The sequence below is a fragment of the Veillonella sp. AS16 genome (assembly GCF_000517785.1).
In the GTDB taxonomy this organism is placed as follows: Bacteria; Bacillota; Negativicutes; order Veillonellales; family Veillonellaceae; genus Veillonella; species Veillonella denticariosi.
Window position 1 is genome coordinate 495,514 of the sequence record NZ_AZYX01000007.1, and the last position, 14,101, is coordinate 509,614.

Annotated in this window: 16 protein-coding genes; 1 reads left to right on the forward strand and 15 read right to left on the reverse strand. The window is 41.1% G+C overall.

Going from position 1 to position 14,101, the window contains the following annotated elements; all coding sequences use genetic code 11:
• Positions 1 to 5: 5 nt before the first annotated feature.
• The 9 genes from HMPREF1521_RS02465 to nth form a co-directional block, all read right to left on the reverse strand.
• Entirely contained in the window at positions 6 to 452 is a 447-nt protein-coding gene (locus tag HMPREF1521_RS02465; RefSeq protein ID WP_038115388.1) for a low molecular weight protein arginine phosphatase, read from the reverse strand.
• 121 nt (positions 453 to 573) lie between these two features.
• Complete coding sequence (locus HMPREF1521_RS02470) at positions 574 to 1,605, reverse strand: L-threonylcarbamoyladenylate synthase (RefSeq protein ID WP_038115391.1); 1,032 nt, start codon at positions 1,603 to 1,605, stop codon at positions 574 to 576.
• Position 1,606: 1 nt separating this feature from the next.
• Entirely contained in the window at positions 1,607 to 2,476 is an 870-nt protein-coding gene (prmC, locus tag HMPREF1521_RS02475; protein ID WP_038115392.1) for a peptide chain release factor N(5)-glutamine methyltransferase, read from the reverse strand.
• The gene (gene prfA, locus HMPREF1521_RS02480; RefSeq protein WP_038115394.1) at positions 2,469 to 3,551 is read right to left on the reverse strand and encodes a peptide chain release factor 1; all 1,083 of its coding nucleotides are present in this window, start codon (positions 3,549 to 3,551) and stop codon (positions 2,469 to 2,471) included. Before prfA ends, prmC begins: the two co-directional genes overlap by 8 nt.
• A gap of 2 nt (positions 3,552 to 3,553) precedes the next feature.
• Positions 3,554 to 4,459: a DUF1385 domain-containing protein gene (locus HMPREF1521_RS02485; protein ID WP_038115396.1), complete on the reverse strand. Its 906-nt coding sequence runs from the start codon at positions 4,457 to 4,459 to the stop codon at positions 3,554 to 3,556.
• Between the two features lie 57 nt (positions 4,460 to 4,516).
• Complete coding sequence (gene rpmE, locus HMPREF1521_RS02490) at positions 4,517 to 4,714, reverse strand: 50S ribosomal protein L31 (RefSeq protein ID WP_004696185.1); 198 nt, start codon at positions 4,712 to 4,714, stop codon at positions 4,517 to 4,519.
• Positions 4,715 to 4,798: 84 nt separating this feature from the next.
• Positions 4,799 to 5,068, reverse strand: coding sequence for a YdbC family protein (locus HMPREF1521_RS02495; RefSeq protein ID WP_038115399.1), 270 nt, complete (start codon positions 5,066 to 5,068; stop codon positions 4,799 to 4,801).
• 110 nt (positions 5,069 to 5,178) lie between these two features.
• Entirely contained in the window at positions 5,179 to 6,618 is a 1,440-nt protein-coding gene (locus HMPREF1521_RS02500) for a hypothetical protein (RefSeq protein WP_038115400.1), read from the reverse strand.
• A gap of 1 nt (position 6,619) precedes the next feature.
• Positions 6,620 to 7,255 (reverse strand): endonuclease III, encoded by a 636-nt coding sequence (gene nth, locus HMPREF1521_RS02505; protein WP_038115402.1) that lies wholly within the window; start codon positions 7,253 to 7,255, stop codon positions 6,620 to 6,622.
• 220 nt (positions 7,256 to 7,475) lie between these two features.
• Here nth and HMPREF1521_RS02510 point away from each other — a divergent pair, with 220 nt between their 5' ends.
• A complete protein-coding gene (locus tag HMPREF1521_RS02510) occupies positions 7,476 to 7,745 on the forward strand; it encodes a DUF896 domain-containing protein (RefSeq protein WP_038115405.1) in 270 nt (89 codons plus the stop codon).
• A gap of 145 nt (positions 7,746 to 7,890) precedes the next feature.
• Here HMPREF1521_RS02510 and HMPREF1521_RS02515 read toward each other — a convergent pair whose 3' ends face one another.
• The 6 genes from HMPREF1521_RS02515 to ftsZ form a co-directional block, all read right to left on the reverse strand.
• A complete protein-coding gene (locus HMPREF1521_RS02515) occupies positions 7,891 to 8,895 on the reverse strand; it encodes an ABC transporter substrate-binding protein (RefSeq protein ID WP_051435742.1) in 1,005 nt (334 codons plus the stop codon).
• 50 nt (positions 8,896 to 8,945) lie between these two features.
• The gene (locus tag HMPREF1521_RS02520) at positions 8,946 to 9,746 is read right to left on the reverse strand and encodes an ABC transporter ATP-binding protein (RefSeq protein ID WP_038115412.1); all 801 of its coding nucleotides are present in this window, start codon (positions 9,744 to 9,746) and stop codon (positions 8,946 to 8,948) included.
• Complete coding sequence (locus tag HMPREF1521_RS02525; protein ID WP_038115415.1) at positions 9,746 to 10,750, reverse strand: iron ABC transporter permease; 1,005 nt, start codon at positions 10,748 to 10,750, stop codon at positions 9,746 to 9,748. Before HMPREF1521_RS02525 ends, HMPREF1521_RS02520 begins: the two co-directional genes overlap by 1 nt.
• A 171-nt stretch (positions 10,751 to 10,921) precedes the next feature.
• Positions 10,922 to 12,169 carry a pyridoxal phosphate-dependent aminotransferase gene (locus HMPREF1521_RS02530; protein ID WP_038115417.1) on the reverse strand — a complete coding sequence of 416 codons (1,248 nt, stop codon included), beginning with the start codon at positions 12,167 to 12,169 and terminating at the stop codon, positions 10,922 to 10,924.
• Between the two features lie 190 nt (positions 12,170 to 12,359).
• Positions 12,360 to 12,932, reverse strand: a complete 573-nt coding sequence (locus HMPREF1521_RS02535) for an outer membrane beta-barrel protein (RefSeq protein WP_038115420.1) — start codon at positions 12,930 to 12,932, stop codon at positions 12,360 to 12,362.
• Positions 12,933 to 13,018: 86 nt separating this feature from the next.
• Positions 13,019 to 14,059 carry a cell division protein FtsZ gene (ftsZ, locus tag HMPREF1521_RS02540; RefSeq protein ID WP_038115423.1) on the reverse strand — a complete coding sequence of 347 codons (1,041 nt, stop codon included), beginning with the start codon at positions 14,057 to 14,059 and terminating at the stop codon, positions 13,019 to 13,021.
• Positions 14,060 to 14,101: the final 42 nt, after the last annotated feature.

A 14,101-nucleotide genomic window follows, 5' to 3' on the forward strand; every position in this document is an offset into this window, starting at 1 on the left:
ATCTCCTATGCTTTCTGAGGCACCGTTTTAAGGCCTTCCTTCACCAAGTGATAAATTTGTTCCGCACATTGATTATACGTGGTTTGATCAGCTCCATAAGGATCTGATACGTCACCGTCCTGACCGCCCCACTCGGAAATGGTTTTAATCTTTTTTTCCTCAAAAGGAAATTGACGAAGCAAAACGGATTTATGATCCTGTGTCATGCCGATAATAAGATCCGCCGCATTCACGAGTTCCATCGTCAACGGACGCGATTCATGGCCGGAAATATCCGCAATGGAGCGAATGGCAACGACCGCTTCATCTGTCGGTTTTGCACCATAAGCGGCAAATAAACCGGCCGACAAAGTCGTAACATCTTTACCCTGTTCAGCTGCTAAAGCCCTCGCAATGCCTTCTGCCATAGGACTGCGGCATGTATTACCGGTGCATACAAATAAAATATTCATAATAACATCCTTACTCAACCACTTATGTGGCTATTTATACATTATAGCAAATTCATCCAATATGTAAATACATTTTTCTATTAACAGTGGACATTTTTATAAAATTAACAGTAAAATATCATCATTTATAAATGACATGATGGCTCGATGCCTTCTCCATGCGGTTCATGACTGCTACGCCAAAACCGTGCGGTTCTACGCCTTCCGCCAAGATTAGAGTAACATGATTTGCATTAAAATGTAATAGGCTTTTGTAAAAATCATGTCCCAAGGCCAATGCATCCCCATACGGACCAAAGCAGTGGCATTGAAACCGCTCATCCATTCCAATAAGAGCATGTGTTTCATAGCTCACTAAACAGCCGATAGGTCCCTTGTAACCTTTTGAAAGTTCTTTAAAAGCCTCGACCACATCTGATGGTTTTCCTACGACCACATACATCGAAGCATCGGGAGCGTAATGCGTATACTTCATACCCGGCGCCTTTGGTTTTGTCGATTCATTGATTAAAGCCGTATCATATATGACAGTAGGCACTACATCCTCCAACATCGATTGGGTAATACCGCCGGGACGTAAAATGATGACTTTGTCATCATGTACTTCAACAACTGTCGATTCTACACCGATTGTACAGGACCCCGCATCTAATATATAAGGGATACGACCGTTCATATCATGATATACATCCTGCGCCGTCGTAGGGCTGGGACGTCCTGAAATATTTGCACTGGGTGCCGCAACGGGTACTCCGGCACGCTTTAGCAAATCACGACATATAGAATGATCCGGGCAACGTAAAGCCACACGTGATAAGCCTCCCGTAGCACGATCCGGTACAAGATCGGATTTCGGCAACGTAATTGTCAATGGACCGGGCCAAAACGCATCAATCAAAGCTTGTGCCGTTGCAGAAATATTTTGCACTAACGGACGTATACTTTCACCATCAGGCACATGCAAGATTAAAGGATTATCAGAAGGCCGCCCCTTGGCGGCATAGATTTTATCCATAGCCTCGACATCCAGGCCGTTCGCACCTAAGCCATACACTGTTTCTGTCGGTATCGCCACCAATTCTCCGCTTCGCAATGTTTCAGCCAGCAGATCTAAATCTGACCCTGATGGATTAGAGATGATTCTTGTATCCATATTAACCCTCACATATAGCCGTCACCACACGATTATGCCCGCCCAGATCGGCTAAAAACTGAATATTTGAATAATGATTTGTGTCCTGTAACAAATTTTTCACCGCATCGGCCTGATCATAGCCCACTTCAAAAACAATGCGACCCTTGGCCTTAAGATAATCTGAACACCCCTCGGCGAGAATACGATAGAAGTCAAGTCCGTCTACACCGCCAAAGAGCGCTATATGAGGTTCATTAAGCACATCTTGTGTTAACATCTTTGCATCCCCCGTTCTAATATACGGAGGATTTGATACGATGAGATCAAATTGTTCCTGCTCGCCAGCTAAAGCACTAAACATATCGGACTCCATAAATCTAATGCGATTTCCCTGCCCGAAAGATTCTGCATTTTGCTTCGCTAATGATAATGCATCAGCGGAGATATCGACACCTACACCTGATGAAGAGGGCAAATAGTGTAGCAGACTCAACAAGATTGTTCCCGGGCCTGTACATACGTCGAGAATACGCAAATTTGAATCTTTAGGATATATGTTCAATATATATTCCACCAACGTTTCCGTATCGGGACGAGGAATGAGCACCTTATCATTCACGGCAAATGTAAGGCCCATAAAGTCCTTTTCACCTGTAATAGAAGCCACGCTGTATCCCTTTGCACGCTGCTGAACAAGCGGTCGAAATGCATCTAGCTCCTCCTGAATTAGAGGTTGATCATAATGGGTATACAGATAAATTCGGTCTTTGCCTAAAACGTGAGAAAGCAGTACTTCCCCATCAAGTCGAGGTGAATCCATCTCCTTGCTTTGAAAGTACTGCTCTGTCCACTGGAGAATACGACCGATTGTCCAAATCTCCTTATGCATTTGTATTAGCCTCCTGCATCTTTGCCGCCTGATCAGCCGCATTTAACGCCTGAATAAGCTCATCGAGATCACCGTTTAAAATCGCATCCAGTTTATACAATGTCAAATTAATACGATGATCCGTTACACGGCCTTGCGGATAGTTATAGGTGCGGATACGTTCACTGCGATCACCTGTACCGACTTGACTCTTGCGATCTGCGGCCATACTGGCCGTTGCCTCTTGTTCCGCCTTATCCTGTAATTTTGCACGCAATACACGCATGGCCTTTTCTCTGTTCTGTAACTGAGACCGCTGGTCCTGACAAGCTACGACGATACCTGTCGGCAAGTGCGTAATGCGAACGGCAGACTCCGTTTTATTAATGTGCTGACCGCCGGCACCACTGGCACGATATGTATCGATTTTAAGGTCTTTTTCGTTAACTTCAATATCTACATCTTCCATTTCAGGCAATACGGCTACCGTTACTGTAGATGTATGTACACGACCTTGTGTTTCCGTAGTCGGTACACGCTGTACGCGATGTACACCGGATTCGAATTTCATCTTGGAATAGACGCTATCTCCATCAACGGAAAAAATGACCTCTTTGAAACCGCCCAATTCCGGTTCGTTTGCATCGATAATCTCACAGCGCCAGCCTTGACTTTCCGCATATTTCGTATACATACGGAACAAATCACCCGCAAATAATGCCGCCTCATCACCGCCGGCACCGCCGCGAATTTCTATAATGATGTTTTTATCATCATTAGGATCTTTAGGCAACAACAGAATCTGCAATTTAGCTTCCAGTTCCTCTTTTTGAGGTTTCAACTCTTTCAATTCCTCTTGTGCCATTTCGCGGAACTCTTCATCCATAGATTTATCTTCGATAACTTCCATAGCTTCATCAATGCCAGCTAATACTTTTTTGTAAGTACGGAATGTTTCAACTGTTTCAGATAATTGGGAATGTTGACGTGTCAATTTACGCCATTCATCTTGACGGGCAATCACTTCAGGGTCACTGATGCGCTGCTCCAGGTCCATAAACTTATCTTCAATAACTTGTAATTTATCAACTAACATATTTATTCCTCTTCATATGCTTCAGACTCAGGAGGACGTACCTCTTCCAAAGCGCGTATTGCCACTTCAATCTGATCGTCCTCCGGTTCACGGGTCGTCATATACTGTAATGCGAGTCCGGGTTTGACCAGAGCTTTCACAACGGAATTATCACTACGCCCTGCCAATCGAATGAGCTCGTATGCAATACCTGCGACAACAGGCATGAGTAATACTCGACTGACAATACGTTCCACCAGATTAGGCCACCCCAAAAAAGCGAATACGAATATACTCACGACCATGACGATGAGCAGAAAATTCGTACCACAGCGGGGATGTAATCGCGTTTGGTTTCGAACATTCTCTACCGTCAAAGGCAAATCCAATTCATAGGTATGAATCGTCTTATGCTCTGCCCCATGATACTGAAAGACCCGTTGGATATCTTTCGTCAATCCGATGCCCCATATATACAATAAGAATAACGCTAATCGGATAATTCCTTCAATGAGATTCAGAATGATATGATTCTCCTGTACACCGGGAATGAATTTCACGATAAACGTAGGCAATGCTAAAAATATGGCAATCGCGAAAATCGTAGAGATTACCATGGTGATAGCAATTTCACTATTTGACATTTCTTCATCTTCATCACCGGCAGCCTTTGCGGAAAAAGATAATGCTTTCATACCGATAACTAACGATTCATAAAGGGCTATACAACCGCGAAGAAATGGTTTTTTCAAGATCGGATATTTGTCACTGATGGATGTAGTTGCTTCTTTTTGCACCACAATAGAACCGGACGGCTCACGTACAGCCGTTGCCGTATAGCCGGGTCCGCGCATCATGACACCTTCAATAACAGCTTGTCCCCCGACAAACTTTTTAATACGTTTTCTGTTCACAAGATCTCCTCTCATAAACAAATATAGGCAGAGCCAACAGCCCTGCCAATACATGCTACATTACAAAACAAATTATTTGCCGTAACGTTTGTTAAATTGTTCAATACGACCACGAGCTTGTGCTGCGCGTTGTTGACCCGTGAAGAACGGATGGCATTTGGAGCAAACGTCTACACGAAGGTCTTCTTTTACAGAGCCAGTTTTAAATGTGTTGCCACAACCGCAAGTTACTGTAGCTTCTTTATAGTCTGGATGAATACCTTGTTTCATTCTATACACCTCTTTCCAGCAATCAATATTATTCTTATAGATTATAGCACGACATATAGTCAAATGCAAGTTGACTGCGGTGCACTATTCCTTAGATGCTTGCTTCTCTTCGATAGATTCCGCAAGGATAGATTCCAAGTCACTTTCATTGAGAATATCACGCAATGCGATGATTTCCTCAAGAGAAAGAGTAATCCCTTTTTTCATGCTCGTATATTCGCTGTCCCAAGCACGAAGATCAAATTTAGGATTATATTTTCCCCAACTTGTACAAGTTAATTGTTTTTTCCAACCATCTTTATCTTCGGACAATGTACCGATAACTTTGAAAATTTCAAAATTAATAACTGCCATAAGTCCTCCTTTCTTACACCTCTGTGTAATATGTATTATCCCTGTCATACGGGATAGATTTATATTTTTAAGATACGGTATATTTTAAACTAATTACATAGGATTGACAATTATTTTTTATAATCACTGTAATCCTCTATGTCAATGGATATTGTTGGCGGCATCACACGACTGCCCAAGTCATCCATTGTATGCTGCCACTCGGCATTTGCGCTCTCAACAGCGGATACATACGCTTCATCTGCACTTTTTACGGAGCCGACCAATGCAGATTCGTCGTTTACATCAAGTACACGTCGACGTATGCTGCTGAGCATATAACCGAAAGATTCTTCCGTTTGTACGAGCATGGAGGTTTCCTGTACTAAAGTTTGTCCAATCGTACTGGAAAAGTACGTATACCACATGTAGGCCAACTCTTCATCCGGGAACATCCAGTAAACACCATTCTCGGGTACATCCGTAGTCATACCTACCTCTACATAATCACTATGACGCTTGAATGTCAAATAATATGCACCACTTTCACGGAGTGCAGCACGTCCCAGTTCCGACACGCGGCTATCAAGACAATAAATACCGTCCTGCCCTAATGCCACATCGGTCTGACCGCCGGGCAACAAAATAGATCGCAAGGACAGCCCGTAGTTTAGCACTGTAAATACAGGTAGTTGAGCAAACACACCATGTGGTAATGGAATATAATTAATCGCCTTCCACTCATCACCTACGCGTTCACGCAGACCTACGCGCATCTTCTTGACCTCCGCTTTTCCGTAGACGATTTCATAAGCCCCTAACGGAGTCCACTCACGAATCGATTCCACGCGCTTCTGATTCAAGAAGAATTGTAGCGCCATATTATTTAATCCCAGCTGATTCTGAGCCATCGTAGCAGGTAAAAATAATTGAGCAGTCCCGTCAGGCACTAGATTATGTAAGCCATTGGCCACCTCTTCCACAATATCCTCGGAGGACTGAAACATTCCGACGGTTCCTGTAAAGATGTGATCAAAGTAACTGCGATGAGGCCAACGGTCGATGATTTGAGCCATAGGATACAGGCGAGATAAAATACTGTAGCATACAGGGGATGCAGTATAGAGAACGACCTTTTTGTCTTCATAAGATTGGAGAATTTCCTCCACCATACCGGCATATTCCTCTACATATGCATACAATACAAGTTCACCCGTTCTGCTGTGCGCCTCTATACTTTCACGAACCGGCGTTTCCCATATTGTCCCTACATCCAGTCCTTCAAGAATGCCCGTATCACTGATAAAATCAAATAACTCCACCGTAAAGGACGGACCATAAAGGGCCTGGAACCTTTCCACATCATAGGGAATCGGTCCGAAAGATTCAACTGTGGACTTTTCTGCCAATGCATATAAATCCTCCGCCGTGACACCCCACTCACGCGAGCTGGCGTTTCCTGAAATCAGTTGGTCCAGCACCTTAAAACGCATCAATTCATTGACGATATCAATCCCCTTAAGACCGTACTTGGCACAGAGGGTTATCATTTGTTCATTATTTGCTTTCATTTTAAACCTTTCCTGCTGACGGGCAAAGATGTTGTAAGAAACATGTTTCACATAACGGCTTACGAGCTTTGCAGACACGGCGTCCATGATAAATCAGCCAATGATGCGCCGCCGCCCATTTCTCCTTCGGAATGGCCTTCTGTAATTTCAATTCCATCTCTTCCGGCGTCTTGGCAACACCTAATTTCAAACGATTACTTACGCGGAACACGTGCGTATCCACAGCGATAGCCGGCGTACCGAACAAGACGGAAACTACCACATTAGCGGTCTTACGTCCGACCCCCGGCAACTGTACCAGTTGATCAAATTCACGCGGTACCTCTCCATGATATTGTTCCACCAGTATATGACATGTGGCAATCAAGTTTTTAGCCTTGGATTTATAAAGGCCGCAATCCTTAATCAATGCCTCCAACTTGGTCACTCCGATTTCCAACATCTTTGCAGGATGATTTAACTCAGGGAACAACCGTTTCGTCACGATATTGACACGTTCATCCGTACACTGTGCGGATAATACCACAGCCACCAGTAATTCAAATTCATTTGTATATGTAAGAGCAGGTTTTGCATCAAAATAATGTTCTTCAAGTAATTTTAATTGCTCCGCCTTAATTGCTTTTGTAACGCGCATAAAACTCTCCTTTCTCACTTGTGAAAGTGTGAATGCGTTCACTGTATATCTTACCATACGTATTCATTTACATCTATGTTATAATGAATCATGCGATTCTAATATAAGATAGAATAATAAAAATAATGCATACATTGTATAGTTTCATCATAATCTATACGATTATATACAAATAACAATGATACACTCGATACTATAAATATTATTGGAGGTCTCTACCATGAGCAATATTAATGATACGATTAAACGCATAAATGAATTAGCGGCAAAGAAAAAATCCGGTCAGAAATTAACACCTGAAGAATTAGCCGAAAAAAAGGTACTCTATGATACATACCTCGCATTTATCCGAGGACAGGTCACAAGCACTTTAGACCGCGTTCAATTTGTAGACTCTGAGACCGGTGAGAGAACAGTACCAAAACAAGCCTTAGATGACTTTGCGAAACGCGCTGATAGTGCAATTAAAGAAAATAAGGATATTCACTAATACATAAAGAGCGTACACATCAATGACTGAACTGCATCCCCAAATTATATCTAATATTTGAGGTCCAGATTAGTCTAATCATAAATGTGTACGCTTTTTTAAGTTATGTATCTAACTGTATATTTCTTAACAACATTAATATTATCTATTGTGGACCCTCCCCAGCAATGATACGTTGAGCCTCTGTATCAGACAAATCATAGTGTAAGAAAGTTTTATAAAAATCTCGAGTTTCTTTCACCAAATCAACATCACCGAATAATTCCGGATGAATCAATTTACCCGCCCAAAGAATTTGGAGCGCCGATTCTGCACTATAACGATCCCAATTAAACGTGCCTACAGGATTACTGTATACCCGACCATTCTGAACTGCTTTAAGACTTGCCCATTGAGGGTCATTCATAATTTGTTCAATTCCCTTTCGAGATTGTGTACCGCCGATAATGATAATATCCGGATCGGCCTTAACGATTTCTTCCATAGTGACAACAATTTGAGGACCGCTAGCTGTAATAGCATTTTTACCACCCGCATATCTAATCCATTCATTGATAATCGTTTTATCACCATCAACCTTTAAAAGATTATCTCCACCTACGATATGCAAAACAGACGGACGATCTGCATCGTTGATACTTTTAGTTCTATCCTCAGAAAACTTAATCTTATCATCTAAATATTGAATGTATTGTTTAGCGATTTCCGGTGCCTTACCGCCTAATACATCAGCTGTAATTGTCACTGTCTTACGTAGCCCTTCATAGTCTGCAAAATTGACACGAACCGCCGGAATGCCTGCATTACGAGCCATTTCAATCTGATTTTTATTACTAGCCAATACAACTTGAGGTTTAACCTTTTGAATTTCCTCCATCTGAACATCAGTGCCCTTTACAGGGGCGGGGATTTCCATAATCCGTGGATAAACTTTTGCAAACCAAGGCAAACCTTGTACATTCTTTGTGGTAGATACTAATGTATCAGCACCACCGAGCATTAAAACGACTTGATTATTTGCATGCCATAAATCTGCAACTTTAGTAATATCCTTTGGAATTATTACTTCTGTACCATCAATATCTTTTACCACACGAGTATCAGATTGATCTCCTTGTGATGCATGCTCCGTGCCACAACCGGCTAACATAAAGACAGCCGTCATTATAACAAATAAAAATAATACTGTACGCTTCATTATTACATTCCTTTCTGACTTAATTGAGGGATTACACAAACCGTACGATTTACAGAATCGCTGTAAAAAAGACTTAACTTCGTCTTATACACGGATTCAAGCTCCTCTAGAGTCACTTCACTGACAGAATCATAAAAATCTATAGTTCCACCACGACATAAACCAACACGACTATTCAATAAGAGTGCCTGTTCAGGCAGATGTGTTGTAAAAACAATAGCATACCCTTGTGTCCGCAGTTGTTCTATTGTCTCTAAAACAATAACCTGATTTCTAATATCTAAGGCAGATGTAGGTTCATCCATAAGTAGTAAGCGCGTATCCTGCAATAACGCACGACCAATGGCCACTAATTGACGTTGACCTCCGCTCAAATCTCGACAAAGCTTATACCGTAAATCAGTAATTCCGAGCATCTCTAAGATAGCATCAGTTCTTTCAAATTCCTCCCGTCCCGGCGATGAAAACATACCGGTACGTAAAGTAGCACCGAACGATACATAATTTCTCACCGTATAGGCAATATCGGCCCCGATAATTTGAGGCACAAAAGCAATCAATTTGGCACGTTCATGAATCGATGCCGTCAATAAATCCACACCGTTACAATATATATGCCCGTGTCTAACACGATTAAAACACATTAAACAACTCAATAGAGTAGACTTACCAACTCCATTTCGACCTAACAATGCTAGAGCATCACCGGATTTCACAGAAAATGATAAATCCGTAAAAATATCAGATTTATTCTTATCATATGAGAATGATATAGAGTCTACTACTAATTCGAATGTATCCATTAGAAGTACCTCCGTTGTCTATATAATACCCATGCAAAAAATGGTGTCCCGATAAAACCGCATAAAATACCTAACGGAATTTCAGCCATTGTTAAAGATCGTGCCAATAAGTCGGCAATCATCAAAAACGAAGCACTTACCAAGATTGTAGCGGGAATAAGTTTTTTATGATCATTACCTACAAGCATACGCGATAAATGTGGAATCACAAGACCTACCCATCCGATTGTGCCGCTTAAACATACTGCTGCGGCCGTAAGTAACGTAGAAACACCGATAATAATGAGCCGTTCGCGACTTACATTTACACCAAGACTTTGCGCTTCCTGATCAGATAGAGATAAAATATTAAGACGCCATCGTAATGCTACAATAGCAATTGTCGCCACTACGATGATCGGTAGCACATAGAATAGATTGTCCCATGTAACCTTAGCAAGACTGCCTAATTGCCAATATACTATATCCTGCAACTCTGTATCAGGATCGGCAATATATTTTAATAAACCGATGATAGCAGCCATAAATCCGGATACAATGATACCACAAAGTACGAGTACTATCCGCGATTGGTTTTGAATTAATCTAGGTAATAATAACGTTAAACAAACAGATATAATACCGCCCATAAAAGCTAATATAGCGATGCCATATAAAGATAGATGCATCAAAATGCCTACACATGCCCCTACGCTGGAACCATGTGATACACCGAGTAAATCCGGTGAAACCAATTCATTGCGAAACACGCCTTGATAAGCAGCACCGGATACAGCTAGCGAGATACCGACAGCAATAGCACCTATTACGCGCGGCAGACGAATTTCCATCACCACATTATACATGGATGCATCCCAGGTAATAGGCAACACCAAAAACTTAGAGGACAAAATATTGGCAACTTGATCTATAGGAACGAAAAAACGTCCTATCACCAAAGAAGCTAAAAAAATAGCAATGCATACAACTAACGTTATACACATTGTTCGCATATAATGATGCATAAAACTACCTCAACAAACTATAACAATATTCTATGGTCACGTATACTATATTTACTATATTCACTATACAATACATTTCGCTGTTTGCATAATTAGTTTTAATGATAGACATCTGTAAAAAACTCCCCAACAAATATGTTGAGGAGCTTTTAAGATAAGCAAAACTTATGATTATAATTTACCAAGGCGTTTCATAGCATTATAAATTTTTTCCGCCAAGCCTGTCATCTGAAATTTAGGAATTCCGCAAGCTGCTATGCGAATACCATTTGCTAAGGCAATGACATAAACATGTTCTTTTTTTAGTTCTTCACAGATGGCTGTTCCGGAATCAGTAGGTATAGTAATAAAGAAACCGCCACGATACGGTAACATTGGAAGGCCTATTTGTGCAGCCTCCTGTTTGAATATATCCGCTCTATCACGAATCAACTGATAGTAACAGTTCCGTTCATCCTCATAAGCTTTGAATTTTGCAGGGTCAGCCACAATATTAGCCATTGTACGCATCGCAGGACGACAGATATTAGACCATGTAGCACGACTTGTAGATTTATTGATTTCGAAGAATTCATCTGTAATTTCTTCGTCTACAGAAAGACCGATCATAGCGCCTACACGTTGCCCATACATGGTAAAACCTTTAGATAAGCTGTAACAAACACAAGTAAGAATTTCTTTAGGCAAATGACTGAATTTACTGAAGAAGGCACGTACCGCCTCCTTCTCACCCGAATAATCAAGATATGCCACATCGATGCCCATAATAATATTATTTCGACCGATAACGACAAGTTCCTTCAAAAAGTTAATGATGGAATCCCAGTCCTTATCTTCTATAGAGTATCCTGTCGGATTATTCCCCGGTGTATTGAATATAATAAGCACGTTAGTTTGTTTTGCGGCTAATTCTTTAACACGATTTTGAAATGCTTCATGATTAAAGTTATTATGCTCGTCAAATAGTGAATATGTTACAAGAGTGCGACCGTTGTCACTGCAAATCGCACGATATGCACCCCAGTACCAATCGGCAGTCAACACTTCATCACCGGGTTCAGTATAATTATGAACTAAATGATGAATGCCGCCGGTACCACCGGTAGTAGCAATACTGCGAATGTAACCATCCGGTCTGAAATCACCAAAGCATTCTTTTTCGGCAGCTGCCAGAAATTCCGGAATACCTGCAATAGGTGCATATCCTATATATTCCGAGTCAGGCAAACTTAAATATTCTTCTTTTACAGTTTTTAGAAATACAAGTTTTCCCTCTTCATCATAAATGGCCCCCAATGTACCATTAATGACATTCTCACGACCATTTTCCTTAACGTCTGCCTGTGCTTGTCCAGCGGTTACAAAGATTACATCTTTAAGTTTTTTACCTTTTGCATGTTTTGCTGCAACACTTGTCATCGCCTACACCATCCTATCTAAAAAGTATTGATATATTCTTATCATACCTAATGTTTTGTATTTATACAACGTGTATTGAACTAATATATTGTATACATAAACATATTAGAATAAGAGTAGAATAAGAGTAGAATAAGAGTAGAATAAGAGTATACAAAAAAGACCACTCTTTCGAGTGGTCTTATATTGTTTAGAAGGAGTAGCCTACACCGGCATGCAAGCCTTTTGCAGTTTTGTCATTACTGTCTACGCTATATTTATCATAGCCATAGTATACATTCAAGTCAACATCAGGACGAACTTCATATTGTGCACCAACTTGATAAGTTTGCTTAATGTCATTACCCCAACCGGCTTTTGCAAAACCGTTAACCTTATTAGTCAAAGGTACATGACCGATAACACCTGCTTGAACACCAAACTCAGTGTCATGAGTACGAATAGCAGTACCCGCACCATATAGATTAATGTTTGGATGTACTTTATAAACTAAAGCCAATTGATGATCTTTAATGTCACCATTTTTAGCATTAAGTTTATCATAAGAATATTGCAATGCAGTTTTATCGCTCAAATCATGTTGTAAGGATATGCCAAAGCCGTCATTGCTATTGCCGCCACCTTTAGACACATGTTGTTTGAACGCATAATCAGCTTGAACCTTAGTAGATCCATCACTAATTTTAGTTACAGGAACAGCTGATGCAAATGCACTACCTGTTACGACAGTTGCCGCTAGAGTTAATAATACTAATTTTTTCATACGTACCTCCTATACACACACTTCTCGTGTGTCTTACTAAGTTACCGTTAGTTATAACAGATGTTATATAATATACACCCGTAAAATTAGCGTTTCATGAATACAGGAATATCCGGAATTCCGCTGTTACTATTTGTACTGGATGCTGGACGGGATGTGGTCGTTGTTTTACCGAATTCAGGTACATTCTTAGTATTTGAATTAAACCCGGTTGCCACAACAGTAATTTGAACTGTATCGCCCAAGCTTTCATCGATAACGGAACCGAAGATAATATTTGCATCAGGATCCGCTGCTTCAGAAATAATTTCGGCAGCTTCATTGATTTCAAACAAGCTCAAATTAGCACTACCGGAGATATTGAGCAAGATGCCCTTTGCACCATCGATAGATGTTTCCAATAACGGGCTGTTAATTGCCATTTTCGCAGCATCGGCAGCACGGTTTTCACCTTCACCAACACCGATACCCATCAATGCTTCCCCTTGTTCGGTCATAATAGTTTTTACATCGGCAAAGTCAAGATTAATCAATCCCGGAACCTGAATCAAGTCGGAAATGCCCTTGATACCTTGGCGAAGTACATCATCAGCTGTACGGAATGCATCGCTTAAGGAGCATTTTTTATCTACAACTTGCAACAATTTATCATTAGGAATAACGATAATAGTATCTACTTTTTGAGTCAAGAATTCAATGCCTTTTTCCGCTTGTGCACGACGGCGTTTACCTTCAAAAGCGAACGGTTTAGTAACGACGCCTACTGTCAATGCACCGATTTCTTTAGCACATTCAGCAACGATCGGTGCAGCACCTGTACCTGTACCGCCGCCCATGCCGGCAGTTACGAATACCATATCAGCACCTTCAAGCGCTTTAATGATATCTTCACGGCTTTCCTGTGCAGCTTCCTCACCGATTTGAGGATTTGCACCGGCACCTAGACCTTTAGTTACTTTTTCACCAATTTGAATTGTCACATCCGCCTTAGATAATTCAAGCACTTGGCTTTCTGTGTTAGCGGACAAGAACTGTACACCTTTAAGATCGCTATCTACCATGCGATTAACAGCATTATTACCGCCGCCACCTACACCGATAACTTTAATATTTGCAAAATCAGACATTGAACTTCCTCCTCTTATCGTTATTTATTGTATCAATATAAA

Coding starts and splice junctions, on each gene's coding strand:
- HMPREF1521_RS02485 (WP_038115396.1), bottom strand. CDS start 4,459: ATGAGAGGAGATCTTGTGAACAGAAAACGTATTAAAAAGTTTGTCGGG.
- HMPREF1521_RS02510 (WP_038115405.1), top strand. CDS start 7,476: ATGAGCAATATTAATGATACGATTAAACGCATAAATGAATTAGCGGCA.
- prfA (WP_038115394.1), bottom strand. CDS start 3,551: ATGTTAGTTGATAAATTACAAGTTATTGAAGATAAGTTTATGGACCTG.
- rpmE (WP_004696185.1), bottom strand. CDS start 4,714: ATGAAACAAGGTATTCATCCAGACTATAAAGAAGCTACAGTAACTTGC.
- HMPREF1521_RS02495 (WP_038115399.1), bottom strand. CDS start 5,068: ATGGCAGTTATTAATTTTGAAATTTTCAAAGTTATCGGTACATTGTCC.
- HMPREF1521_RS02500 (WP_038115400.1), bottom strand. CDS start 6,618: ATGAAAGCAAATAATGAACAAATGATAACCCTCTGTGCCAAGTACGGT.
- nth (WP_038115402.1), bottom strand. CDS start 7,255: ATGCGCGTTACAAAAGCAATTAAGGCGGAGCAATTAAAATTACTTGAA.
- HMPREF1521_RS02465 (WP_038115388.1), bottom strand. CDS start 452: ATGAATATTTTATTTGTATGCACCGGTAATACATGCCGCAGTCCTATG.
- prmC (WP_038115392.1), bottom strand. CDS start 2,476: ATGCATAAGGAGATTTGGACAATCGGTCGTATTCTCCAGTGGACAGAG.
- HMPREF1521_RS02515 (WP_051435742.1), bottom strand. CDS start 8,895: ATGTTAGCCGGTTGTGGCACGGAGCATGCATCACAAGGAGATCAATCT.
- HMPREF1521_RS02535 (WP_038115420.1), bottom strand. CDS start 12,932: ATGAAAAAATTAGTATTATTAACTCTAGCGGCAACTGTCGTAACAGGT.
- HMPREF1521_RS02520 (WP_038115412.1), bottom strand. CDS start 9,746: ATGGATACATTCGAATTAGTAGTAGACTCTATATCATTCTCATATGAT.
- HMPREF1521_RS02530 (WP_038115417.1), bottom strand. CDS start 12,169: ATGACAAGTGTTGCAGCAAAACATGCAAAAGGTAAAAAACTTAAAGAT.
- HMPREF1521_RS02525 (WP_038115415.1), bottom strand. CDS start 10,750: ATGCATCATTATATGCGAACAATGTGTATAACGTTAGTTGTATGCATT.
- ftsZ (WP_038115423.1), bottom strand. CDS start 14,059: ATGTCTGATTTTGCAAATATTAAAGTTATCGGTGTAGGTGGCGGCGGT.
- HMPREF1521_RS02470 (WP_038115391.1), bottom strand. CDS start 1,605: ATGGATACAAGAATCATCTCTAATCCATCAGGGTCAGATTTAGATCTG.